The organism is Streptomyces sp. TOM-9 (assembly GCF_056858595.1).
The window spans coordinates 7,098,609-7,121,187 of sequence record NZ_JBXEQB010000001.1 but is presented as its reverse complement, the minus strand read 5'-3'; the positions used below and the strand labels follow the sequence as shown (position 1 = coordinate 7,121,187).

The following is a 22,579-nucleotide window of genomic DNA, read 5'->3' as shown; positions in this document are numbered from 1 at the left end:
CATGACCACCGGCACCACCGCCGAGCAGCTCTCGGCCACCTCCCTGCTGCGCTTCGCCACCGCGGGTTCCGTCGACGACGGCAAGTCCACGCTGGTCGGCCGGCTGCTGCACGACTCCAAGTCGGTGCTCGCCGACCAGCTGGAGGCCGTCGAGCTGGCCTCCGCCCGCCGCGGGCAGGAGGCGCCGGACCTGGCGCTGCTCACCGACGGCCTGCGCGCCGAGCGCGAGCAGGGCATCACCATCGACGTGGCGTACCGCTACTTCGCCACGCCGCGGCGGCGGTTCATCCTGGCGGACACGCCGGGGCACGTGCAGTACACGCGGAACATGGTGACCGGCGCCTCGACCGCCGAGCTGACCGTGATCCTGGTGGACGCCCGCAACGGCGTCGTGGAGCAGACCCGCCGGCACGCGGCGCTGGCGGCGCTGCTGCGGGTGCCGCACGTGGTGCTCGCGGTCAACAAGATGGACCTGGCCGACTGGTCGGAGCCGGTCTTCGCGGCCATCGCCGAGGAGTTCACCGCCTACGCGGCCTCCATCGGCGTCCCGGAGATCACCACGATCCCCATCTCGGCCCTGGTCGGCGACAACGTCGTGTCGCCCTCGGCGAACATGGACTGGTACGGCGGCCCGACGATCCTGGAGCACCTGGAGACCGTCCCCGTCGGCAGCGACCCCGGTGCGCACCCGGCGCGCTTCCCCGTGCAGTACGTCATCCGCCCGCAGACCGCGGAGCACCCCGACTACCGCGGCTACGCGGGGCAGATCGCCTCGGGCGTGCTGCGCGTCGGCGACCCCGTGACGGTCCTGCCGTCCGGGCTGACCAGCACGATCAGCGGCATCGACGCGCTCGGCACCCCGGTCGACGTGGCGTGGGCGCCGCAGTCGGTGACGCTGCTGCTCGGCGACGACCTGGACATCTCGCGCGGCGACCTGATCGCGCCGTCCGACGCCGCCCCGGCGACCACCCAGGACGTCGAGGCGACCGTGTGCCACCTGCACGAGCGGCCGCTGAAGGTGGGCGCGCGCGTGCTGCTCAAGCACAGCACGCGCACGGTGAAGGCGGTCGTGAAGCGGCTGCCGTACCGGATCGACCTGACCCGGGGGCTGGAGCACGAGGACGAGCCGGGCGAGCTGCGCGTCAACGACATCGGCACGGTGGTGCTGCGCACCTCGGAGCCGCTGCCGCTGGACGCGTACGCCGACTCCCGGCTCACCGGCTCCTTCCTGCTGATCGACCCGGCGGACGGCACCACGCTGACCGCCGGCATGGCGGGCGAGGCCTTCGCCGCCCGCACCGCCACGGCCGCGGGCGACGCGGCCGGTGACGACGAGGGGTGGGATTTCTGATGGCGTTCGACGACGCCTTCGCCGGATTCGCCAAGGAGGGCGGTCGCGTCGGCAGCGGCTGTCTGGGCAGCGGCACAGGCGGTGTCACGCGATGTGCGCGCTGACCCCGTCCGAGCACCGCACCCGCGCCGCGTACGCGGCACCGCACCACCGACCACCAGACAGCCACCACCCCGGCGCGCCGTAGAGAGCGCGAGCCGGGGCCATCGAGAGGACCGCCTCCCGTGACTGCCGATCGCACCACCGCCCCGAGAACGTCCGCCCGTCGCCGCCTCATAGCCGGCGCCGCCCTTCTGCCGCTGCTGGCCCTGGCCGCCTGCGGCTACGGCTCCGACAAGAAGGACGACACCACCAACGCGGCCGCGAGCAGCGGCACCAGCAAGAAGCTGTCCGCCTCGACGGTGAAGATCGGCTACTTCGCGAACCTCACCCACGCCACCCCGCTGGTGGGCCTGAAGGAGGGCTTCTTCGCCGACGAGCTGGGCTCGGGCACCACGATCAAGGAGTCGGTGTTCAACGCCGGGCCCGCCGAGATCGAGGCCCTCAACGCCGGTTCCATCGACATCGGCTGGATCGGCCCCTCCCCCGCGGTCAACGGCTGGACGAAGTCCGGCGGCAAGAGCCTGAAGATCATCTCCGGTTCGGCCTCCGGCGGCGTCAAGCTGGTCGTCAACCCGGACAAGATCAAGACCCTCAAGGACGTCAAGGGCAAGAAGATCGCCACCCCGCAGCTCGGCAACACCCAGGACGTGGCGTTCCTCAACTGGATCGCCGAGCAGGGCTGGAAGGTCGACGCGACCAGCGGCAAGGGCGACGTGTCCGTGGTCCGCACGGACAACAAGGTCACCCCCGACGCCTACAAGACCGGCTCCATCGACGGTGCCTGGGTGCCCGAGCCCACCGCGTCCAAGCTGGTCGCCGAGGGCGCGAAGGTGCTCCTGGACGAGCGCGACCTGTGGCCGGACAAGAAGTTCGTCATCACGAACGTGATCGTCTCCCAGGCGTTCCTCAAGGACCACCCGGACGTCGTCGAGGCCGTCCTGCGCGGCTCGGTGAAGACCAACGCCTGGATCAGCGCCAACCCCGACAAGGCCAAGGCCGACGCCAACGCGCAGTTGGAGAAGCTGTCCGGCAAGCCGCTGCCCGCCGACGTCATCGACCCGGCCTGGGAGAGCATCCAGGTCATCGACGACCCGCTGGCGTCCACGCTGCAGACCGAGGCCGACCACGCCGTCACGGCCGGACTGCTGGAGAAGCCCTCGCTCAAGGGCATCTACGACCTGACGATCCTCAACAAGATCCTCAAGGGCGAGGGCAAGACCGGGATCGACGACGCCGGTCTCGGCGGCTGAGGCCCGGCAGCACCGATGACGACCGCAGCCCCAGCCCTCAGGAGGTGACGCCATGGCCACCGCACTCACCAAGCAGCCCGCCGTGACGGTCGACGCGGCCCCGTACGCCGCACGGCTCGAGCACGTCTCGAAGTCCTTCGGCCGTCCCGGCGCGGAGACGCACGTGCTGGACGACATCAGCATCGACGTCGCACCGGGCGAGTTCGTCTGCCTCCTGGGGGCCTCGGGCTGCGGCAAGTCCACGCTGCTCAACCTGGTCGCGGGACTCGACGGGCCGTCCGCCGGGGGCATCGAGACTCCCGGCGGCCGCCCGGCCCTGATGTTCCAGGAGCACGCCCTGTTCCCGTGGCTCACCGCGGGCAGGAACATCGAACTCGCCCTGCGCATGCGCGGCGTGCCGCGCGCCGAGCGGCGCCCGGAGGCCGAGCGGCTGCTGGAGCTCGTCCGCCTGAAGGGCGCGTACGGCAAGCGGGTGCACGAACTGTCCGGCGGCATGCGGCAGCGCGTCGCGCTGGCCCGGGCGCTGGCGCAGGACAGCCAGCTGCTGCTGATGGACGAGCCGTTCGCGGCGCTCGACGCCATCACCCGCGACGTCCTGCACGAGGAGCTCACCCGCATCTGGGCCGAGACCCGCCTGTCGGTGCTCTTCGTGACCCACAACGTCCGTGAGGCGGTGCGGCTCGCGCAGCGGGTCGTGCTGCTCTCCTCGCGGCCGGGACGGATCGCCCGGGAGTGGACGGTCGGCATCCCGCAGCCGCGCCGCATCGAGGACTCGGCGGTCGCCGAGCTCTCCGTGGAGATCACCGAACACCTCCGGGGGGAGATCCGGCGCCATGGCCAGCACTGAGACGAAGGCGGACGTCAGGCCCGGCGGCGACCTCGCGGGACTGGAGGCCGGGCTCGACGCCCTGGAGACCCGGTCCGCGACCCGCGTGCCGCTGGCCCGCGTGCTGCTGCAGAAGGCCGTTCCCCCGCTCGTCGCCATCGCGCTGGTGCTGGTGGTGTGGCAGCTCGCGTACCACTTCGAGCTCAAGCCGCACTACCAGCTGCCCAGTCCGGCGGAGGTCGGGCGCGCCCTGCAGGACAAGTGGCTCGACGGCACCCTGCTCGGCTACGTCTGGACGAGCCTGTCGCGCGGCGCGCTGGGCTTCGTGGCCTCCGTCGCGATCGGAACGCCGCTCGGCCTGCTCGTGGCGCGGGTCCGGGTGGTGCGGGCCGCGATCGGGCCGATCCTGTCGGGCCTGCAGTCCCTGCCGTCGGTGGCGTGGGTGCCCGCGTCGATCATCTGGTTCGGGCTGTCGGACGCCACGATCTACTGCGTGGTGCTGCTGGGCGCGGTGCCCTCGATCGCCAATGGCCTGGTCGCGGGCGTCGACCAGATCCCGCCGCTGTTCCTGCGGGCCGGCCGCACCATCGGCGCCACCGGCATCCACGCGGTGCGGCACGTGCTGCTGCCGGCCGCCCTGCCGGGTTACCTCGCCGGCCTCAAGCAGGGCTGGGCCTTCTCCTGGCGCTCCCTGATGGCCGCCGAGCTCATCGCCACCTCCCCCGACCTCGGCGTGGGCCTGGGCCAGCTGCTGGAGCAGGGGCGTGAACTGTCCGACATGCCGAGCGTGCTGGCGGCGATCCTGCTGATCCTGATCGTCGGCATCGGCATCGAACTGCTGGTGTTCGCGCCGCTGGAGCGTTCGGTGCTGCGCAGCCGCGGCCTGTTCGCACGGGGCTGACCATGACCGCGCACCCCGTCCTCCTCGTCATCGCCCACGGCAGCCGCGACCCGCGGCACGCCGCGACGGTCCACGCGCTGACCGAGCGGGTCCGGGCGGCCCGTCCCGGGCTGCGCGTGGAGACGGCCTTCCTCGACCACTGCGCGCCCGGCGTGCCGCAGGTCCTGGACCGGCTGGCCGCGGAGGGCGTGCGCGAGGTGGTGGCGCTGCCGCTGCTGCTCACCCGGGCCTTCCACGCCAAGGCCGACATCCCGGCGGTGCTGCGCGAGGCCGCGGCACGGCACGCCCGGATGCGCGTGCGCCGGGCCGACGTGCTCGGCCCCTCACCGCTGCTGCTCGCCGCGCTGGAGCGGCGGCTGCGCGAGGCCGGGCTCGGCCCCGGCGACCGCCCCTCGACCGGGATCGTCCTGGCGTCGGCGGGCTCCTCGGACCCGGAGGCGATCGCAGTGATCGCAGAAATCGCGCGGGAGTGGCGGCGTACCGGTTGGTGCGCCGTGCGGCCTGCGTTCGCCTCCGCATCCCTTCCCACCACGGACGAGGCGGTGCGCGCACTGCGCGCCGAGGGCATTCGGCACGTCGCCGTCGCGCCGTACGTCATCGCGCCGGGCTTCCTGCCCGACCGCATCGCCCGTGGCGCGGTGACCTCCGGGGCGGACGTCCTCGCCGACGTCCTCGGCGACGCCCCGGAGGTCGCCCGGCTGCTGCTGCGCCGCTTCGACGAGGCGCTGAAGCCGCGCCTGTCGCTCGCACTGGCCTGAGGCGCGGCGTCAGGAAACGACGTCCGCCAGGCGTTCGACCTGGCCGGGGTCCGACGACCAGCAGTAGAGCATCACTTCGTCGGCGCCGATGCCGGCGTACCCGGCGACCGCGTCGCGGATCTGCTCCGCAGTGGCCAGCAGGCCCTCCGCCACGCGGTCGGCGAAGTCGGTGAAGGCGTAGTAGGCGCGGATGTTGCCGCGGGCGGCGGTGACCACCGCGTCCGGACCGAGCGCGACGTTGGCCTGGGCGACCAGGCGGGGCCGGCCGGGCCGTGCGTGCCGTTCCCAGCTCCGTTCCGCCTCCCGGAAGAGCCGGTCCATCGCCTTGGGCGGCAGCCCGGCGCCGAGGAAGCCGTCGCCATGGCGGCCGACCCGGTCGACCGCCGCCGGGGCGAAGCCGCCGAAGAGCACCTCGGGCCCGCCCGGCGTCGCGGGGGCGGGGCCGATCGGCCCGGCCCCGTCGCCGTACGGGTCACCCGCCCAGAGGCGGCGCAGCACGGTCATCTGCTCGTCGAGCAGGCGGCCGCGGCGGTGGAAGTCGGCTCCCGCCGCGCGGAAGTCGTCCTCGCGGGCGCCCACGCCGATGCCGAGCGTGAAGCGGCCTGCGGACAGCCGGTCCAGCGTTGCGGCCTGCTTGGCCAGGACGGCGCCGTCGCGGAACGGGGTGATGAGCACCTCGGTCTGCAGCCGGATCCGGCGGGTCGCCCCGGCGAGCACGGCGAGGGTCACCAGCGGTTCGGGGTTGTCGTACACGAGACGGTCGAGCAGGCCGAGGGTGCTGAACGGACCGTCGTCGGCACTGCGGGCCCAGGTCGTCAGCACGGCGGGGTCGTCGACGGGAAGGCCGAGGCCGATCTTCATGGGGAACTCCTCCGGAAGGGCAGGGACAAGTGGTGCCGCCCCTCCGTGACCGCACGACCGACCGTGCGGGCCGCTCCCGTTCTGCGGCGTCCTTCAGGGAGCGTGTTTTTTCGTCGAGTGCTGCCACCGTAACCCGGGCGCCCCCCGCCCCGCCCCTTCATTCCTCCCGTGTCGGACCGGCCTAGTAGTAGTGGCGCAGCGACGGCCACAGCCGTGACCACGGTTCGTCCGGGCCGGTGCACAGGACGATCGCGGCGTGCTGCTCCTCGTTGTCGACGTGCTGCCCGTTGTCGACGCGGCCGACCTGGCGGCAGCCGGTGAAGTGGCGTTCGACGCCGTCGGCGTCCTCCTGACGCACCAGCAGCACCGGGCCGGTGGCGGAGTCCGGTGGCGGGCCCCAGTCGGCGAAGCTCATGTGGGCGGAGTAGGGCGCTGGCAGGCCCCGGGCGGGGCCGTAATGGGCGAGGGCGCCGGCCTCGCCGTAGTTCTGCGCGAGGACGACGGCACGGGAGCGGTCGGCGGCGGGCAGGTCCGACCAGGCGTCGGCGACGGCGTCGGCGAGCTGCGGCCAGCCGATCTGCTCGCCCTGCTCCTTGTTGACGGCGTTCACGACGGCCGCACCGCGCGGCGGGAGCACCGGCAGCGAGATCAGGGCGCTGATGGCCGCCGTCACCGCGACGGCCGGCCACATGGCGCGCGGCCGGGAGACGTACGTGACGCAGCCCGCGGCGAGCAGCACGAGCAGCAACGGCAGGCAGTAGTACGGCTTGCCGCCGGAAGCGACGACCAGGACGGCGAGCAGGACGTAGGCCGGGGCGAAGGCACGGGCCCAGCGCAGCTCGGGATCGCGCCACAGCCGCAGCCCGCCCGCGATCCACACCGGCACGAACACCGGTGAGAGGAAGAGGATCTGCTGGGGCACGAACAGGACGCGGTTCTCGGCGCCGTCGTCCGCGCTGATGCCGCCCGCGACGGTCAGCTGGGGCCAGCCGTGCGCCGCCTGCCACCACAGGCCGGGCAGGGCCACCGCGAGCGCCACGGCCGCTCCGGCGACCGGCCACCAACCGCGCAGCACGTGCCTGGGGCCGGTGGCGAGCAGCGCCGCCAGGAGGGCGACGGCCAGCAGGGCGACCAGGTACTTGTTCTCCAGGCCGACGCCCAGCGCCGCACCCACCGCGAGCCACAGCCGGCCGTCCCCGGTGCGCAGCAGCCTCAGCAGGATCCAGCAGACGACCACCCACGCGAGCACGTCGAAGGTGGCGGTGGAGACCAGGTGGCCGACGGCGAGGACGAAGCCGGAGACCGCCGTGCACACCGCCGCGAGCACCTGCGCCGAACGCCCGCCGCCCAGTTCCCCGGCGACGAGGGCGACGACCACGACCGTCGCGGCGCAGGCGAGGGTGGCCACCACCCGCAGCCCGGCGGGCGTCTCGCCGAAGACCGCGGTGGACAGGCGGGCGGCGAGCGGGGTCAGCGGGGGCTGGTCGACGTAACCCCAGGCGGGGTGGTCGCCGGCGACGAGGAAGTACAACTCGTCGCGGTGGAAGCCGTAACGGCCGGACAGCGCGGTCAGCACGGTGGCGACCGCGGCCGCCACCGCCACAACGGGCGCCGCGGCGAAGGACGCCACCTGCGCGCGGACGTGCGTAGCGGACATCCCCCACCCCCCGGTGCTCCCGGACGACGGTACCGGGGCGGTGCCCGGGGGGCCACGGTTCCGGCCGGACGGCGGTCGTCTAGTGTGCCGTGCACGGATTCGGGAGGGGCCATGGCAGAGGCGGCAGGAAGACGACGGCGCATCGCGGCGTGGGTGCTCGGACCGGTGGGGCTGGTGCTCGCGGTCGGTGCGGTGGTGACGGCCCGGACCGGCTACACGACGGGCACCGTCTCGAGCGCGGCCATGGAGCCGACCTACTCCCCCGGTGAGCGGCTCCTGTTCGAGCGGGTGGGCGGGGACGAGGTCCGGCGCGGCGACGTCGTGCTGATCGACGGGCAGAACCGATACGGCGGGCTGGTGCTGGAACGCGTGATCGGCACGGGCGGGGACCGCGTCGCGGAGCGGAGCGGCGGGCCGGTGACGGTGAACGGCAAGGCGCTGTCCGAGCCGTACGTGAAGGACGGGGATCCGTCGGGCGGCGCGCCCGCGTTCGACGTCACGGTGCCCGCGGGGCGGCTCTTCCTGCTCGGCGACCATCGCGCGGACTCCAGGGACTCCCGCTGGTTCCTCCGTGAGCAGTCGGGCACCCTCCCCGCCGCAGGGGTGCGGGCCCGGGTTCTGGAGGACCGCGGCAGCGCGCTGCTGCCGGCCCTGGCGGCGCTGCTCGGCCTCACGCTGGCGATCACGGGCCTCGTCCTGGGGATCACCGCCCGGGTCGCCCGGCTCCGCGAACGGCGCCCGGCCGTGCCGCCGGTCTGGGGCGCCGCTCCGCCGGTGTCCTAGGCCCCGACGTCGAAGCGGTTCAGCCGGGAACCGCCGGCGCGCGAGGCGCGGTCGAGCAGTGCGCTCAGGACGCGGCGGCCCGGGGTGAGCCGGGCGCGGGCCTGCGGCGGGAGGTCCCACAGCGTGCGGGAGTCTCGCAACCGCAGGCCCCATGTGGCCAGTTCACGGGGGTCGTCACAGCTCCAGCCGACGTTGACGGCGCGCGGGCGGCGCGCCTCGGCGGAGCCGACGGTGTCCATCAGGAGGACCGATCCGGGGAACCGCTCGCGGATGACGTCCACGGCGGAACGGGCCCCGGCCTCGGTGAGGTAGATGAGCACGGCCTCGGAGACGAAGAGGTAGGGGCCGGGCGCCGCCGCGACGGCGGCCGCCCAGTCCGGTTCCGCGGCAGAACCGGCGACCATGCGGCGGCGCGCGTGCTCGGCGAAGAGCTCGCGGCGCAGCGCGATGACGTCCGGCAGGTCGACCTCGATCCAGGTGGCGGTGCCGTTGTCGACCCGCTCGTAACGGGTGTTCAGGCCGGCGCCGATCTCGACGACGGTGCCGGACGGGTGCTCGTCCAGGAACTCGCGCACCCAGCCGTCGAGGACGACGCCCCGGAAGACCGGGCCGAGCAGCCTCAGGCCGCCGCCGATGCGCGAGACGTCGTAGTCGAGGGCGCCGGCCAGTTCGACCGACCGCGGGTCGCTGGTCAGCGGCCGTCTGCGGCGCGTCTCGGCCGCCCTCGCGTGCAGCGGTATGAGCAGGGTCTCCTGCACCGGGCCGAGTTCGACGCGCCGACGTTCCATGCCCGCACCGTACAGCGGTCAGGCACCGCGCAGGGCGTCGGCGAGGGGCCCGTCGCCGGTGACCTCGGCGCCGCCGTCGCGCAGGGACTCCGCGATGCCGCGGGCGGCGCCCGCGGGCACGGCGAGCACCGCGTCGGGGCGCTTGGCGGGGCCGTCGGCGTACGAGGGGGTCTCACCGCCGAGTTCGATGTGGAAGGCGCCCTCGTCGAGGCGGACCTCGACCACTCCGGCGGGGACCCCGGGGAGCGCGGCGAGGTGCCGCATGAGGGGCACGGCCGCCCAGTGCGCGCGGACGGCGTCGGTGGGCCGGGGGTCCTGCAGTTCCGGCGCGCCCCATTCGGCGAGGGCGCCGAGCACGGGGAGCAGTTCACCTCCGCGCCGGGTGAGTTCGTAGACGTACGCGGCGCCGGGCGGCGCGAGGCGGCGGCGGGTGACCAGGCCGTCGCGCTCCATCTCCTTGAGCCGGGAGGCGAGGACGTCGGTGCTGACGCCGGGAAGGTCGGCGTGGAGGTCGGTGTACCGGCGGGGACCCGCCAGCAGCTCCCGGACGATCAGGAGCGTCCAGCGCTCCCCGACGGTGTCCAGGGCGCGGGCGACGGCGCAGTACTGGTCGTAACTTCGGCGCGGCATGATCCCCAGTGTAGACAAGTGGTTGGACTTTCCAAGCGCGTACTTGGTAAAACCAAGGAGAGCAGGGTACCGAGCAGGATCGCGGGACCGGGTCGGGAGGCCGTCGCATGGAGTACAAGCAGTCGGGCAAGCTGGCGGACGTCTGCTACGAGATCCGCGGGCCGGTGATCGAACACGCCAACGCGCTGGAGGAGGCCGGGCACAGCGTCCTGCGTCTCAACACGGGCAACCCTGCGCTGTTCGGCTTCGAGGCGCCCGAGGAGATCCTGCAGGACATCATCCGCACGCTCCCCACGTCGCACGGCTACAGCGACTCGCGCGGCATCCTGTCGGCCCGCCGTGCGGTGGCCCAGCACTACCAGGAGCGCGGGCTCGCCGACGTCGGCGTGGACGACGTCTTCCTCGGCAACGGGGTCTCCGAGCTGGTGCAGATGGCCGTCCAGGCCCTCGTCGACGACGGCGACGAGGTGCTGATCCCGGCCCCCGACTTCCCGCTGTGGACGGCCGTGACGAACCTGGCCGGCGGCAAGGCCGTGCACTACCTCTGCGACGAGCAGGCGGACTGGTTCCCCGACCTCGACGACATCGCCTCCAAGATCACCAGCCGTACGCGGGCGCTGGTCATCATCAACCCCAACAACCCCACGGGCGCGGTCTACCCGCGCGAACTGCTCGAGGGCATGCTCGACCTGGCGCGCCGGCACCACCTGGTCGTCTTCGCCGACGAGGTCTACGACAAGATCCTCTACGACGACTCCGTCCACCACTCGGCGGCCCAGCTCGCCCCCGACGTGCTGTGCCTGACCTTCAGCGGGCTGTCCAAGGCCTACCGCGTGGCGGGCTTCCGCTCCGGCTGGCTGGTCGTCACCGGGCCCCGGCAGCACGCCAAGAGCTACCTGGAGGGGCTGACGATGCTGGCCTCGATGCGGCTGTGCCCCAACGTCCCGGCCCAGCAGGCGATCCAGGCCGCGCTCGGCGGCCGGCAGAGCATCAAGGACCTGATCCTGCCCGGCGGACGGCTGCACGAGCAGCGCGACAAGGCCTGGGAGAAGCTGAACGAGATCCCCGGCGTCAGCTGCGTCAAGCCCAAGGGCGCGCTCTACGCCTTCCCCCGGCTGGACCCGAAGGTGCACCGGATCCACGACGACGAGAAGTTCGTGCTCGACCTGCTGCTCCGCGAGAAGATCCAGGTCGTCCAGGGCACCGGCTTCAGCTGGCCGCGCCCGGACCACTTCCGCATCCTGACCCTCCCCCGCGCCGACGACCTGGACGCCGCCATCAGCCGCATCGGCCGCTTCCTCGCGGGCTACCGGCAGTAGCCCGGGGCCGGGAGCCACGCCCCGGAAGGGGAGCGGGGGCGGGAAGTGGGTGCGCTGGGATTCCTTTTACAAAGGAGCGAAGAGAAGGAAGCGCCCCGCGGAGCCGCCCCCGCGTGCCGCTCACCCTAGCGGGGAGGCACGGGGCCGGCGCATCCCGTTTCCGTGCGGCCGGGCACCGCGACGGCGGTCGTTGTAGGGGGCAACACTCCCGTGGACGGGGGTTTTCCCCACTCCCTGGGGAGGAGAAACCCTCCGCCGGTTCACCTGTCAGCCGGATGGGGTGCCGTCCCGTGGGCCCATAGCGTCGAGGGCGAGGCGGTGGTGAGGTTCCACCGCCCGGTTTCGAGGGGGTTCGCAACCGTGGCAAGCGCACACGGCAGGGCACGTACCGCGGGGACGGTACGCGGGCAGGGCATCGCCGCCGCCATGGGCGGCTGGAGCGCCCGGCACCGCTGGACGGCGGTCGGGAGCTGGCTGCTCTTCGTCGTACTCGCGCTGGTCATCGGCTCGATGGCCGGGCGGGTCGACCTGACGGACCGGGAGGAGGTGCCCGGGGAGTTCGGGCAGGCGGTGGCCATCCTGGACGACGCCGGGCTGAACGACGGGCCGGCCGGTGAGATGGTGCTGGTCCAGGCGGCCGGGGGTTCCCTGAAGGCCACCGACCCGGCGTTCCGGGCCGTGGTCGGGGAGGTCGTCGCCGCGGTGAAGGACACCGGCGAGGTCGCCTCCGTCCAGTCGCCGTACGACGTCGGAGCGGTCTCCGAGGACGGCCGGTCCGCACTGGTGAGGTTCGACCTGCGCGGCGACCCGCAGACGGCGCCCGACCGGGTCGAGCCGGTCGTCGACGCCGTCCAGCGCGTCCAGGACCGGCACCGTGACCTGAAGGTCGAGCAGTTCGGCGAGGCCAGTTCGGAGAAGGTCTTCAACGACGCCTTCGGCAGCGACTTCCAGCGCGCCGAGTACTCGGCGCTGCCGGTCGCGCTCGGCATCCTGCTGATCGCCTTCGGCGCCCTGGTCGCGGCACTGCTGCCGGTGGCGCTGGCGATGACGGCCTTCCTCGCGACGACCGGACTGGTGGCCGTCGTCAGCCACGGGGTGCACATGAGCGACACCGCCAACTCCGTGATGCTGCTGGTCGGCCTGGCGGTCGGCGTCGACTACTGCCTGTTCTACCTGCGGCGTGAGCGCGAGGAGCGTGAGGCGGGACACGACGCGCAGACCGCGCTGCGGATCGCGGCGGCCACCAGCGGCCGGGCGGTGCTGGTCTCCGGCGTGACGGTGATCGTGGCGATGGCGGGCATGCTCTTCACCGGCATCGGCGACTTCAAGGCGATGGGCCTGGCCACGATGATGGTGGTGGCCGTGGCGATGTTCGGCTCGGTGACGGTGCTGCCCGCGCTGCTGTCCCTGCTGGGCGAGCGGGTCGAGAAGGGCCGGATCCCCTTCCTGCGCCGCCGGGGCAAGGGGGCGAGCGGGGAGTCCCGCATCTGGCGGGCGGTCCTCGCGGGCGTGCTGCGCCGCCCGGTGGTGGCGGCGGCGGTCGCCGGCGGAGCGCTGGTCGCGCTGGCCGTCCCGGCGGTCGGCCTGAACACCGCGAACCTGACGCTGAGCCAGGAACTGGGCGACGGCCTGCCGGTCGTGCGGGCGTACGAGGACATCAACCAGGCGTTCCCGGGCGGCCCGGAGCCGGCCCAGGTGGTCGTCAAGGCCGCGGACATCACCTCGCCCGAGGTCCGTCAGGCCATCGACGCCTTCTCCCGGGAGGCCGTGGCCAAGGGCGCCTCCCCCGGGCCGGTGGAGACGGAGCTCCACGAGAAGGCGGGCGTCGCCGTCCTCAAGGTGCCGCTGACGGGCGGCACGGACGAGGAGAGGGCCGAGGCCTCGCTGAAGGTCCTGCGCGACGAGGTGCGCCCGGGCACCCTGGGCGAGGTGGCCGGCGTCACGGCGCCGATCGGCGGCTCGACCGCGGCCTCGATGGACTTCACCGACAAGATCGGCGACGCGGTTCCCCCGGTCTTCGCCTTCGTCGTGGCCTTCGCCTTCCTGCTGATGCTGCTCTCCTTCCGGTCGCTGACCATCGCGGTCACCTCGATCGTGCTCAACCTGCTGTCGGTGGGCGCCGCCTACGGCATCCTCACCATCGTCTTCCAGCACGGCTGGGGCGCGGGCCTGGTGGGCGCCGAGGGCGTGGGCGCGATCGTGGCCTGGCTGCCGCTGTTCCTGTTCGTGATCCTCTTCGGGCTGAGCATGGACTACCACGTCTTCGTGGTCTCCCGGATCCGGGAAGCGCGGATGCGGGGGCTGACCACGCAGGGCGCGATCCGGCACGGCATCACGACGACGGCCGGTGTGGTGACCAGCGCCGCGGTCATCATGGTGGCGGTCTTCGCGATCTTCGGCACGCTGTCCATGCAGAGCATGAAGCAGATGGGCGTGGGCCTGGCCGCGGCGGTGCTCATCGACGCCACCGTCATCCGCGGTGTGCTGCTCCCCGCGGTGATGGCCCTGCTGGGCGAGCGCAACTGGTACCTGCCCAAGTGGCTCGGCTGGCTGCCGGACATGACCCATGACGAGGCCGGCGTCGAGCCCGCCCCGGTGCGGCCGGTGACCGCCCCGGCGCCTGCCGAGCCCTCCGGTGTGGGCCGCTGAACCGGCGGACGCCACGCGGACGCTCCGGCCCGGCCCCCGTCGCCACGGGGGCCGGGCCCCGGCGTTCCGCCACCCGGCTCAGGGCCCGCCGACGCCGAACATCCCCATCAGTGCCTCGACGATGGGCGTGCCCGTGCTCGCGGCCCCGGTGCCGAAGGCGGTCGCCGGCAGGTAGCCCACGGCGGCGTCCTGCGGCGACGGGGAGCTCTCCTCGGGGCGCCAGGCCGCCGACAGTTCGTCCTCGCCGCTCACGAACGCGGCCACCTGCTGCCCGTCGCACCCCAGCACACTGCTGTGGGAGCTGACGGGTTCGAAACGGTAGGCCCGGCCCGGAAGCTCGGCACGGACGCCGAACGAGGAGCGGGTCAGCCGCCCCGGCCCGAGGTGCAGCCCGGCCGCGTCGCCGCCGACCGTCATGGTCAGCCGTCCCGCGTCGCGGGTGCCCAGCGGGGCCTGGGCGTGGTCCCGTGCCTCCCCTTCGCGGACGATCGTCGCGGTCGGCAGCCCCGGGCCCTCCACCCGGGCCAGGGCCACATCCTCGCCCGGGAGGGTGACGGTCAGCGAGCCGAACAACTCGTCCTGCACCGTGCGCCGAGGCGCCGGGCCGACGGCCGGAGCCTCGCCCATGTTCCTCACCGTCCCGTCGCAGGCGGCGTGACCGGGCGGCCACTCCCCCACCGTAGGCCCGCGCAAGGCCGCCCGGCGGGGTCGGGCTCAGCGCTCGGCGCCGGGGCGCGGGGTTATGGCCCCGCGCCCCGGGCCGTCCACCGCGCGCGCGGCCGGGGCCGTGGACGCGCCCGCGGAGCCAGGGGTCCGGAACGGGTCGAGGGCGGGTGCCGGACCGCGCGCCGTGAGGGGCGCGGTCCGGTCGGGATCCGAGAAGAGGTCTCGCTCATCGCCTGAAGTCGACATGCCTGCAGCGTATCCCGTGTTCGAATATTTGTGCGATCCCCCGGAAGAGTTAACGCTCCGGCCGCCCGAACCGCCTCACCGAGGCGGCCGTCCCCGGCTCGTACGGCCGCCACGGCCCGCGCCCCTCCCCGCCGTCCCCGTCCCTGCCCCCGTCCTCCCCGCCGTCCGGGCGGCCGGTCGCCACGAACGCGGCGAGCGCCCCGCCGAAGGCCCGGGCGAGGGCGCGGTCGGTCTCGTCCACCGGGCCCAGCATCGGAGCGTCCGCGTACGCCGCGAAATCGCCGAAGAGGAAGGGGAGTTCAGCGCAGTGCGTGGCGCCCAGGGTGCCGTCGTCGCCGGGCGGGCGCCGCGTGAAGCGGTAGGCGTACGCGGGCCGGCCCCTCTCGGCGCAGCGGGCCGCGATCGCGGTGACCCCGGCCCCGAAGACCCGATCGGTCCCGGCCGCGTCGGGGAAGCCGGCGGGCGAGGCGGCACGGAAGGCCGTCATCTCGTCCTGCGTGCTGCCCAGCAGGACGTCCGTGCCGTCCAGGCCGCCCGCGGCCACCGCCGCCATCGGGGCGCAGGGCAGGCCCGCCCCGCCGAGCACCGGGTACATCGGCGGGGCGACGTCGCCGGGCCGAGCGCGCTCGGCCGACAGCCGCCCGTACGCCGACACGAGCCGCTCCGCGGGCAGTTCCCGCAGTTCCGGCAGGTGCGTGACGCCCAGGAGCCGCAGATAGGCGGCGGTGACCTCGGCCGCCCCGGCGGGCTCCTGCGGTGCGAGCCCCCACGGCCCGCTCTCGGCGAGCACGCGCCGGACGAGTCCGTGCGTGCCCGGGTCGACGGCGAGGCAGAGCGCGCAGTACGCGCCGGCCGACTGCCCTCCCACCGTGACCAGCGCGGGGTCACCGCCGAAGGACGCGATGTTGTCGCGCACCCAGCGCAGCACCGCCGCCTGGTCCCGGCTGCCGAGGTTGTCCGCGCCGAGTTCCGGCAGGTACAGCCAGCCCAGAGGGCCGACGCGGTAGTTGGCGGTGACGACGACGATGCCGCCGAGGGCGGCGAGCCGCGTGCCGTCATACCAGTCCCAGCCGCCCGAGCCGGTGGTGAAGCCGCCGCCGTGGAACCACACCAGCACCGCCCGGGGATCGGCACCGGCCTCGAGCGCCCCCTCGGGCGTCCACACGTTGAGGGTGAGGCAGCCGTCCTCGTCCCCGTGCGGCTCGCGCGGACCCATGACGACCGCCAGCCGGGACGGCGCCTGCGGCACCTCGGGGCCGGCGTGGGCCGCGTCGCGCACGCCGGCCCAGCCGGGGTGCGGTGCGGGCGGGGCGAACCTCAACGCGTCCACCGGCGACGCCGCGTAGGGGATCCCGCGGAAGGCCGCCACGCCGCCCTCCCCGGTCACCCCGCGCACGGAGCCCCGCTCCGTGACCACCACCGGCCGCCGCTGTCCTTCGGTCTCACTGTCCATGGCAGCCGGTCTACCGGCAACGACCCGCCGCCGGCCACGACCTGCCCGGCCGACGCGGCGGCAAGTGCCCCCGATGCCGCCCGGACCGCCGGGCGTGCGCGACGCGCGGCGATTACCGTCAGGCCCCGGGTACGCCGGGCGCCCCTGCGGCCTCGCCGGCCCCGGCCCGGACGGCTGCCTCCTCCTCCGCCGCCGCCTCCGCCGCCGCCTCCGCGGCCTGCCGTTCCCGCTCCTTGCCGCGGGCGGCGGCGCGCCGGCCGTAGAGGATCGTCCACGCGATCAGGACACCGGTGACGGCGTACGCCATCACCGAGTTGACCGTCACCATGGTGGCGGTCGACAGCTTGTACGAAAGGCCGATCCTGGCGAGTGCCTCGAGGATGTAACCGACCCCCCAGGCGACGGTCATGGTGCGGATGACGTGGCGGAAGCCCTCGTACTGCCACAGGCCGTCGAACCGCTCGGCGTCCTCCTTGGTGCCGTTGGTGCCGAACTTGCGCCCGAAGTAGAACATCAGCGGCCGCGGCGCGAGCAGGCTGGCCAGGCAGACCACCCCGAACAGGCCGGTGACCGCGGAGTCCTTGACCAGCAGCAGGCGCGTGGAGTGCGGGCCCACGACGGTGACGACCACGGTGATCACCAGGAACACGAGGGTGATGACGGCGAACTCGTCCACCTTGCGGCGCCAGGCGAGCGTGATGGCCGTGTCGAGCACCGGCCACACACCGGAGACGAGCAGGGCGGAGAACTCGCTCCAGCCGGCGTCGGTGAGCCGGCCGTAGGTGAGGATGGGCAGGACGATGTTGAAGGTGATGGTGAGCGCCCAGCCGAGCGCGGACGACGTGCCGGAACGTGCGGACACGGCTTTCCCCCCGTAGTAGTTGCCGAAGCCGCAGGGGAACATACGCCCGGCGCCGCCGCCCCGGCCAGGCTCTTTGCCCAGGCTTTAGGGCGGCGGCACCGCGTGTGCCACCGGGCCCCGGTCCGGGGCCCGGCACCGGCTCAGCCCTCCGGGGGCAGCTCCCCGGCGAAGGCCGCGGCGAGCCGCAGCCAGGGCGCGGCCTCGGCCTCGCGCCCCTGCCGCTGGAGGGTCCGGCCCAGCATCAGGTGCGCGTAGTGCTCGACCGGGTCGCGCTCGACGACCACGCGCAACTGCTCCTCGGCACGGCCGAGCTGGGCGGAGTGGTAGTAGGCGCGGGCGAGCAGGAGGCGCGGGGCGACCTGCTCGGGCACCTCGTCGACGACGGCCGTGAGCAGCCGGGCCGCCTCGGTGTACTCCTTGGCCTCGAAGTAGAGCCCGGCGCGCGCCCAGCGCTCCGCCGTGGTCTCCTCGTAGGCGGCGTAGGACCCGTGGTCGGTGGTGGTGTTCACGCGAGCTCCTCTCCGGGTGCGGTGTGCGGCATGCGGCCGGCCGGCTCCCGTCCGAACCGGCCCCGCTCGAAGTCCTCGACGGCCTGCATGACCTCGGCCTTGGTGTTCATGACGAACGGGCCGAAGTGCGCGACCGGTTCGCGGATCGGGCGGCCGCCCAGGATCAGGACGTCCAGGGCGGGGGTGCGGCTGTCGGGGTGGTCGGTGGCCTCCAGGGTCAGGGTGTCGCCGCTGCCGAACACGGCCAGCTGGTGAGCGTCCAGCGGGCGCCGTTCGGCTCCGGCGGTACCGCGCCCGGACAGCACGTAGGCCAGGGCGTTGAAGTCCGGCCGCCAGGGCAGGACCAGGCGCGCGCCGGGGCTGACGGTGGCGTGGACCAGCGTGATCGGGGTGAAGGTGCTCCCCGGTCCCGCGTGGCCCGCGACCTCGCCGGCGATGACGCGGACCAGCGCGCCGCCGTCGGGCGAGGACAGCAGCGCCGCCTCCGGGCCCTCGATGCTCTGGTAGCGGGGCGCGTTCCACTTGTCCGCCCGCGGCAGGTTCACCCACAGCTGGACGCCGTGGAACAGCCCGCCGGAGACGACCAGTTCCTCCGGCGGCGCCTCGATGTGGAGGATGCCGCTGCCGGCCGTCATCCACTGCGTGGCGCCGTCGGTGATCGTGCCTCCGCCGCCGTGCGAGTCCTGGTGCTCCATGCGGCCGTCGATCATGTACGTGACGGTCTCGAAGCCGCGGTGCGGGTGCCACGACGTGCCCTTGGGCTCGCCCGGCGCGTACTCGACCTCACCCATCTGGTCCATGTGGATGAAGGGGTCGAGCTCCCGCGTCGGCACACCCGCGAAGGCGCGGTACACCGGGAAGCCCTCACCCTCGAAGCCCTGCGGGGCGGCGGTCACCCTGCGCACCGGGCGCTGCTCGGCGGTCAGCGGGTCGGGCCCGGCGACACGGGGCAGCAGCAGGGTGTTCTCCACGGTCACGGCAGGCATGACGCCCTCCTCGGCAGTCTCGGCGGGCCCGGTCCGGGCTCCGCACGGTCGGTTTAACATTCAACCAACCGGATCCATTCCGGCCCGCCCGCCGTCCGCCGTGGAGGGCCCCCGCGGACCCCGGCCGGCCTCACAAGCCGAAGCGCGGGCGCTCACCCTCCGGCACCAGGTCCACGTACTCGGGGTGCTTGCCGATCCACGCGCGGATGAACGGGCAGAAGGGCAGCACCGCCAGCTTCCGCTCGCGGGCCGCGTCCAGCGCGGCCCGGGCGAGGGCGCCGCCGAGCCCGCGACCGCCGAAACGGGGGTCCACCTCGGTGTGGATGAACGCTATCTGGTCCCGGTACAGGTGGTACTCGGCGAAGCCGGCCACCTCCTCGGCACCGCCCTCCTCCGCCGCGTCGAAGATCTCGAAACGGGACCTGCCGGGGTTGTCGGCGACGCGCAGTGCCATCGTCTCTCCTACTCGGGCCGCAGGGCGGCCAGTTGCTGTGCGAACGGAACGACCGTATCGGCCGCGGTCACCGGGGCCGGGGGCCGCGTCACCAGCAGCGCCGCCAGCTCGCCCGCGGCGCGGACGATACGGGTCGGCAGGGTGTCGGTGAGCGCGTCGCCGCTGCCGCCCCAGTCCTCCGAGGCCGCGTACACGGCGGTCGGGACGACCACGGCGCGCAGGTAGGCGAAGAGCGGCCGCAGGGCGTGCTCCAGCGCGAGCGAGTGCCGGGCCGTACCGCCGGTGGCGGCGATCAGCACGGGCTTGCCTGCCAGCGCGTCGTTGTCGATCACGTCGAAGAACGACTTGAACAGCCCGCTGTACGAGGCCGAGAAGACCGGCGTCACCGCGATCAGGCCGTCCGCCTCCGTGACGGCGGCGACGGCGTCCGCCAGGGCGCGACCGGGGAAGCCGGTGACCATGTTGTGGGCGATGTCCACGGCCAGGTCGCGCAGTTCGACCACCCGCACGTCGACCGTACGGCCGCCGTCCGCGACGGCCCGCCGTACGGCCTCGGCGAGCCGGTCGCCGAGCAGCCGCGTGGACGACGGCGTGCTCAGGCCGGCCGATACGACCACGAGCTTGAGGGGTGCGGCGGTCACTTCGCGGCCTCCTTCTCCTTCTCCTCCAGCGCCTGCGCGTCACGGCGGGCCACCAGCGAGGCGTGCGTCGGGGCCTCCGGCACGTCCGCGGGGCGGCCCTTGGCGAACTCCTCGCGCAGCACCGGCACGACCTCCTCGCCGAGCATGTCGAGCTGCTCCAGCACGGTCTTCAGCGGCAGTCCCGCGTGGTCCATCAGGAACAGCTGGCGCTGGTAGTCGCCCGCGTACTCGCGGAAGCCCAGCGTCCGCTCGATGACCTGCTGCGGCGAACCGACGGTCAGCGGGGTCTGCTCGGTGAAGTCCTCCAGCGACGGGCCGTGCCCGTACACCGGCGCGTTGTCGAAGTACGGCCGGAACTCGCGGACGGCGTCCTGCGAGTTCTTCCGCATGAACACCTGGCCGCCGAGGCCGACGATGGCCTGCTCCGGGGTGCCGTGGCCGTAGTGCGCGTAGCGCGCGCGGTACAGCTCGACCATCCGCTTGGTGTGGTCGGCCGGCCAGAAGATGTTGTTGTGGAAGAAGCCGTCGCCGTAGTACGCGGCCTGCTCCGCGATCTCCGGCGAGCGAATGGAGCCGTGCCAGACGAAGGGGGCCACGTCGTCCAGCGGGCGGGGCGTGGAGGTGAAGCCCTGCAGCGGGCTGCGGAAGCGGCCGGCCCAGTCGACGACGTCCTCGCGCCACAGCTTGTGCAGGAGCGCGTAGTTCTCGACCGCCAGCGGGATGCCCTGCCGGATGTCCTGCCCGAACCAGGGGTAGACCGGTCCGGTGTTGCCGCGGCCCATCATCAGGTCGACGCGGCCGTCGGCCAGGTGCTGCAGCATCGCGAAGTCCTCGGCGATCTTCACCGGGTCGTTCGTGGTGATCAGCGTGGTCGAGGTGGAGAGGATCAGCCTCTCCGTGCGGGCGGCTATCCAGCCGAGCATGGTCGTCGGGGACGAGGGCACGAACGGCGGGTTGTGGTGCTCACCGGTCGCGAAGACGTCGAGGCCCACCTCCTCGGCCTTGAGCGCGATCGCCGTCATGGCCTTGATCCGCTCGTGCTCGGTCGGCGCCCTGCCGGTCGTGGGGTCCATGGTCACGTCACCCACAGTGAAGATCCCGAACTGCACCGGCTTCACCCTCCTCCGTCGTCTCACGATATGTTGTTGATTATTCAACCACCCCCTCCAACGAGATGCCCCATCGGGCTATTCCTCCCACGACGCCACCCCGGACGGCGGTGCGACGGCTGGCGGTGCGACGGGCGGCGGTGACCAGCGCGGCAGACGCACTGGGGCGCGGCAGTCCCCGACCGCAGGGCAAGGGGTTCGCGAGCCGTCGGCACAGCCTGACGGATGCGAGCGGGCCCGTCGGGCGGAAACCGCGGGCACCAGCCACACGGTCCGCCCGGCTCACCGCGCCTGTGGCACCTGCGGGGGGCGCGGGGCGGTTGGGACACGGACGGTCGACCGTAGCGGACCGCGCGGGGGAAAGGCGAATTACGTTCACGGGTGGGTGAAAAGTGCCTATGTGACTGGATCGGAACACCTCCGGCAGAGCACTCTCGGGGGCGCCAGCCCGGTGTACGCCGCCCCGTGCGCCCTGCGACGCTCCCCCTCCTGCCTCCGAGCCGAAGTCCGTTTCCTGACACATGAGCCACGTGATGCTGTCCCCGAAGCCCACCGCCCTTGACGCGCGTTCCGCGGCGGGCCTCGTCCGGCAGTGGCGCAGAGCCGTGGAGCCGCAGGCGCTCGCCGCGGCGTACGACGCACTCGCCGCGGCAGGGCCGCTCGTGCCGACGCCGTGGGGCGCGCTCCTGGTCACGGGGTACGAGGAGTGCCGGCAGGTGCTGACCGGGCGGGGATGGCTCACCCTCGGGGCCCGGTGGCGCGACGCCCACCGCCCCGGGTGGCGGGAGAGCGCGAGCACGGTCGGGCTGTGCGAGACGCCCCTGCAGCAGGATCCGCCGGAGCACACCGCGCGCCGGCGTCCGCTCAACGCGGTGCTGGCCCCGCGGGTCGTGCGGGAGGCGGCGGAGCGGCTCGTGGAGCCGCTCACCGACCGCCACGTACGGGAGTTCGCCGCGGCCGTGCGCCGTGACGGCGCCGCCGACGTCGTCGCCCGGGTCTGCCGGCCGCTGCCCACCGCGGTCCTGGCGGAGATGGCCGGGCTGCCGGAGTGGATCGACCGGGGGTGGCTCGCCGCCGAGAGCGCCGCCATGGTGCGCGTGGAGGAGCTCGCCGCGCCCCCCAGCGTCGTACGGCGGGCGGACGCCGCCGCGCTGTCCCTGCTCGACGCGTACGACCGCGCGCTGGCCGAGCGCCGCAGGCACCCCACGGGGGACCTGCTGTCCCGGTGGGCCGCCGAGGACCCGGCGGGGGCCCGCTATCTCCTGCTGACGCTGTTCTCCGCGGGGGTGCCCACCACGGCCGCCCTGCTGGCCGGCACGGCGCTGACGCTGATCACCGACCCCGCGTCTGCCGAAAGGATCCGCCAGGAACCGGGGTTCGCCGGGCCGCTCACGGACGAGCTGCTGCGCTGGGACCCGCCGGGACGCGTGGTGACCCGCGTGGCGGACGCGGACACCGAGCTGGGCGGCCGCCCGGTGCCCGCCGGACGGGTCGTCCACGCGCTCATCGGCGCGGCGCACCGCGACCCGGCGCGCTTCCCCGCGCCGCACGTCTTCGACCCGGACCGGCCGGCGCAGCGGCTGCTCGCCTTCGGCGGCGGCCTGCACTACTGCCTCGGGTCCCATCTGGCCCGCGTGCAGGCGCTCGCGTTCGCCCGGGCCTTCGCCCGCGAGCTGCCCGGCGCCCGGGCCGCCGCCCCGCCCGTGCGGCACGCCGGGCCGAGCATGGCCGACATCGCCCGGCTCACCATCCACTCGCCCCTCACCTAAGGGAGACCG

21 protein-coding genes are annotated in these 22,579 nt (G+C 73.8%); 9 read left to right on the top strand and 12 right to left on the bottom strand.

Annotation, left to right across the window (positions count from 1 at the left end; translation table 11 throughout):
• Window position 1: 1 nt before the first annotated feature.
• From AC1VWI_RS33015 to AC1VWI_RS32995, 5 genes are all read left to right on the top strand, one after another.
• A complete protein-coding gene (locus AC1VWI_RS33015; RefSeq protein WP_499514656.1) occupies window positions 2–1,351 on the top strand; it encodes a sulfate adenylyltransferase subunit 1 in 1,350 nt (449 codons plus the stop codon).
• A 224-nt stretch (window positions 1,352–1,575) separates the two neighbouring features.
• Window positions 1,576–2,703 carry an ABC transporter substrate-binding protein gene (locus tag AC1VWI_RS33010; RefSeq protein WP_499514655.1) on the top strand — a complete coding sequence of 376 codons (1,128 nt, stop codon included), beginning with the start codon at window positions 1,576–1,578 and terminating at the stop codon, window positions 2,701–2,703.
• 52 nt (window positions 2,704–2,755) lie between these two features.
• The gene (locus tag AC1VWI_RS33005) at window positions 2,756–3,550 is read left to right on the top strand and encodes an ABC transporter ATP-binding protein (protein WP_499514654.1); all 795 of its coding nucleotides are present in this window, start codon (window positions 2,756–2,758) and stop codon (window positions 3,548–3,550) included.
• A complete protein-coding gene (locus AC1VWI_RS33000) occupies window positions 3,537–4,430 on the top strand; it encodes an ABC transporter permease (protein WP_499514653.1) in 894 nt (297 codons plus the stop codon). The genes AC1VWI_RS33005 and AC1VWI_RS33000 overlap by 14 nt, the downstream gene beginning before the upstream one ends.
• A 2-nt stretch (window positions 4,431–4,432) precedes the next feature.
• Window positions 4,433–5,188, top strand: coding sequence for a sirohydrochlorin chelatase (locus AC1VWI_RS32995; RefSeq protein WP_499514652.1), 756 nt, complete (start codon window positions 4,433–4,435; stop codon window positions 5,186–5,188).
• Window positions 5,189–5,197: 9 nt separating this feature from the next.
• Here the strand turns inward: AC1VWI_RS32995 and AC1VWI_RS32990 are convergent, their stop codons facing one another.
• Window positions 5,198–6,049 carry an LLM class flavin-dependent oxidoreductase gene (locus AC1VWI_RS32990; protein WP_499514651.1) on the bottom strand — a complete coding sequence of 284 codons (852 nt, stop codon included), beginning with the start codon at window positions 6,047–6,049 and terminating at the stop codon, window positions 5,198–5,200.
• Between the two features lie 181 nt (window positions 6,050–6,230).
• Entirely contained in the window at window positions 6,231–7,706 is a 1,476-nt protein-coding gene (locus tag AC1VWI_RS32985) for a glycosyltransferase family 39 protein (RefSeq protein WP_499514650.1), read from the bottom strand.
• 111 nt (window positions 7,707–7,817) lie between these two features.
• Between AC1VWI_RS32985 and lepB the strand changes: the two genes are divergently transcribed.
• Window positions 7,818–8,489 (top strand): signal peptidase I, encoded by a 672-nt coding sequence (gene lepB, locus AC1VWI_RS32980; RefSeq protein ID WP_499514649.1) that lies wholly within the window; start codon window positions 7,818–7,820, stop codon window positions 8,487–8,489.
• Here the strand turns inward: lepB and AC1VWI_RS32975 are convergent.
• Both AC1VWI_RS32975 and AC1VWI_RS32970 read right to left on the bottom strand, forming a co-directional pair.
• A complete protein-coding gene (locus AC1VWI_RS32975; RefSeq protein WP_499514648.1) occupies window positions 8,486–9,277 on the bottom strand; it encodes a class I SAM-dependent methyltransferase in 792 nt (263 codons plus the stop codon). The genes lepB and AC1VWI_RS32975 overlap by 4 nt on opposite strands.
• 18 nt (window positions 9,278–9,295) lie before the next feature.
• Window positions 9,296–9,910 carry a winged helix-turn-helix transcriptional regulator gene (locus tag AC1VWI_RS32970; protein WP_499516973.1) on the bottom strand — a complete coding sequence of 205 codons (615 nt, stop codon included), beginning with the start codon at window positions 9,908–9,910 and terminating at the stop codon, window positions 9,296–9,298.
• Between the two features lie 104 nt (window positions 9,911–10,014).
• Between AC1VWI_RS32970 and AC1VWI_RS32965 the strand changes: the two genes are divergently transcribed.
• Complete coding sequence (locus tag AC1VWI_RS32965) at window positions 10,015–11,226, top strand: pyridoxal phosphate-dependent aminotransferase (protein ID WP_499514647.1); 1,212 nt, start codon at window positions 10,015–10,017, stop codon at window positions 11,224–11,226.
• 426 nt (window positions 11,227–11,652) lie between these two features.
• Entirely contained in the window at window positions 11,653–13,875 is a 2,223-nt protein-coding gene (locus tag AC1VWI_RS32960) for an MMPL family transporter (protein WP_499516972.1), read from the top strand.
• A 78-nt stretch (window positions 13,876–13,953) separates the two neighbouring features.
• Here the strand turns inward: AC1VWI_RS32960 and AC1VWI_RS32955 are convergent, their stop codons facing one another.
• The 8 genes from AC1VWI_RS32955 to AC1VWI_RS32920 form a co-directional block, all read right to left on the bottom strand.
• A complete protein-coding gene (locus AC1VWI_RS32955) occupies window positions 13,954–14,502 on the bottom strand; it encodes a hypothetical protein (protein WP_499514646.1) in 549 nt (182 codons plus the stop codon).
• A gap of 334 nt (window positions 14,503–14,836) precedes the next feature.
• The gene (locus AC1VWI_RS32950) at window positions 14,837–16,240 is read right to left on the bottom strand and encodes a carboxylesterase/lipase family protein (RefSeq protein ID WP_499514645.1); all 1,404 of its coding nucleotides are present in this window, start codon (window positions 16,238–16,240) and stop codon (window positions 14,837–14,839) included.
• Between the two features lie 118 nt (window positions 16,241–16,358).
• Entirely contained in the window at window positions 16,359–17,102 is a 744-nt protein-coding gene (locus AC1VWI_RS32945) for a VC0807 family protein (protein WP_499514644.1), read from the bottom strand.
• A gap of 140 nt (window positions 17,103–17,242) precedes the next feature.
• A complete protein-coding gene (locus AC1VWI_RS32940) occupies window positions 17,243–17,611 on the bottom strand; it encodes a tetratricopeptide repeat protein (RefSeq protein WP_499514643.1) in 369 nt (122 codons plus the stop codon).
• Window positions 17,608–18,597 carry a pirin family protein gene (locus tag AC1VWI_RS32935; protein ID WP_499514642.1) on the bottom strand — a complete coding sequence of 330 codons (990 nt, stop codon included), beginning with the start codon at window positions 18,595–18,597 and terminating at the stop codon, window positions 17,608–17,610. Before AC1VWI_RS32935 ends, AC1VWI_RS32940 begins: the two co-directional genes overlap by 4 nt.
• A gap of 130 nt (window positions 18,598–18,727) precedes the next feature.
• Window positions 18,728–19,051: a GNAT family N-acetyltransferase gene (locus AC1VWI_RS32930; protein ID WP_499514641.1), complete on the bottom strand. Its 324-nt coding sequence runs from the start codon at window positions 19,049–19,051 to the stop codon at window positions 18,728–18,730.
• A gap of 8 nt (window positions 19,052–19,059) precedes the next feature.
• Complete coding sequence (locus AC1VWI_RS32925) at window positions 19,060–19,692, bottom strand: FMN reductase (RefSeq protein WP_499514640.1); 633 nt, start codon at window positions 19,690–19,692, stop codon at window positions 19,060–19,062.
• A complete protein-coding gene (locus tag AC1VWI_RS32920; RefSeq protein ID WP_499514639.1) occupies window positions 19,689–20,801 on the bottom strand; it encodes an LLM class flavin-dependent oxidoreductase in 1,113 nt (370 codons plus the stop codon). The genes AC1VWI_RS32925 and AC1VWI_RS32920 overlap by 4 nt, the downstream gene beginning before the upstream one ends.
• A gap of 533 nt (window positions 20,802–21,334) precedes the next feature.
• Here AC1VWI_RS32920 and AC1VWI_RS32915 point away from each other — a divergent pair.
• Complete coding sequence (locus AC1VWI_RS32915) at window positions 21,335–22,570, top strand: cytochrome P450 (protein WP_499514638.1); 1,236 nt, start codon at window positions 21,335–21,337, stop codon at window positions 22,568–22,570.
• The last annotated feature ends 9 nt before the right edge of the window (window positions 22,571–22,579 follow it).

Coding starts and splice junctions, on each gene's coding strand:
- AC1VWI_RS32985 (WP_499514650.1), bottom strand. CDS start 7,706: ATGTCCGCTACGCACGTCCGCGCGCAGGTGGCGTCCTTCGCCGCGGCG.
- AC1VWI_RS32965 (WP_499514647.1), top strand. CDS start 10,015: ATGGAGTACAAGCAGTCGGGCAAGCTGGCGGACGTCTGCTACGAGATC.
- AC1VWI_RS32975 (WP_499514648.1), bottom strand. CDS start 9,277: ATGGAACGTCGGCGCGTCGAACTCGGCCCGGTGCAGGAGACCCTGCTC.
- AC1VWI_RS32915 (WP_499514638.1), top strand. CDS start 21,335: ATGCTGTCCCCGAAGCCCACCGCCCTTGACGCGCGTTCCGCGGCGGGC.
- AC1VWI_RS32955 (WP_499514646.1), bottom strand. CDS start 14,502: ATGGGCGAGGCTCCGGCCGTCGGCCCGGCGCCTCGGCGCACGGTGCAG.
- AC1VWI_RS32995 (WP_499514652.1), top strand. CDS start 4,433: ATGACCGCGCACCCCGTCCTCCTCGTCATCGCCCACGGCAGCCGCGAC.
- AC1VWI_RS32930 (WP_499514641.1), bottom strand. CDS start 19,051: ATGGCACTGCGCGTCGCCGACAACCCCGGCAGGTCCCGTTTCGAGATC.
- AC1VWI_RS32990 (WP_499514651.1), bottom strand. CDS start 6,049: ATGAAGATCGGCCTCGGCCTTCCCGTCGACGACCCCGCCGTGCTGACG.
- AC1VWI_RS32950 (WP_499514645.1), bottom strand. CDS start 16,240: ATGGACAGTGAGACCGAAGGACAGCGGCGGCCGGTGGTGGTCACGGAG.
- AC1VWI_RS33000 (WP_499514653.1), top strand. CDS start 3,537: ATGGCCAGCACTGAGACGAAGGCGGACGTCAGGCCCGGCGGCGACCTC.
- lepB (WP_499514649.1), top strand. CDS start 7,818: ATGGCAGAGGCGGCAGGAAGACGACGGCGCATCGCGGCGTGGGTGCTC.
- AC1VWI_RS33005 (WP_499514654.1), top strand. CDS start 2,756: ATGGCCACCGCACTCACCAAGCAGCCCGCCGTGACGGTCGACGCGGCC.
- AC1VWI_RS32960 (WP_499516972.1), top strand. CDS start 11,653: ATGGGCGGCTGGAGCGCCCGGCACCGCTGGACGGCGGTCGGGAGCTGG.
- AC1VWI_RS33015 (WP_499514656.1), top strand. CDS start 2: ATGACCACCGGCACCACCGCCGAGCAGCTCTCGGCCACCTCCCTGCTG.
- AC1VWI_RS32935 (WP_499514642.1), bottom strand. CDS start 18,597: ATGCCTGCCGTGACCGTGGAGAACACCCTGCTGCTGCCCCGTGTCGCC.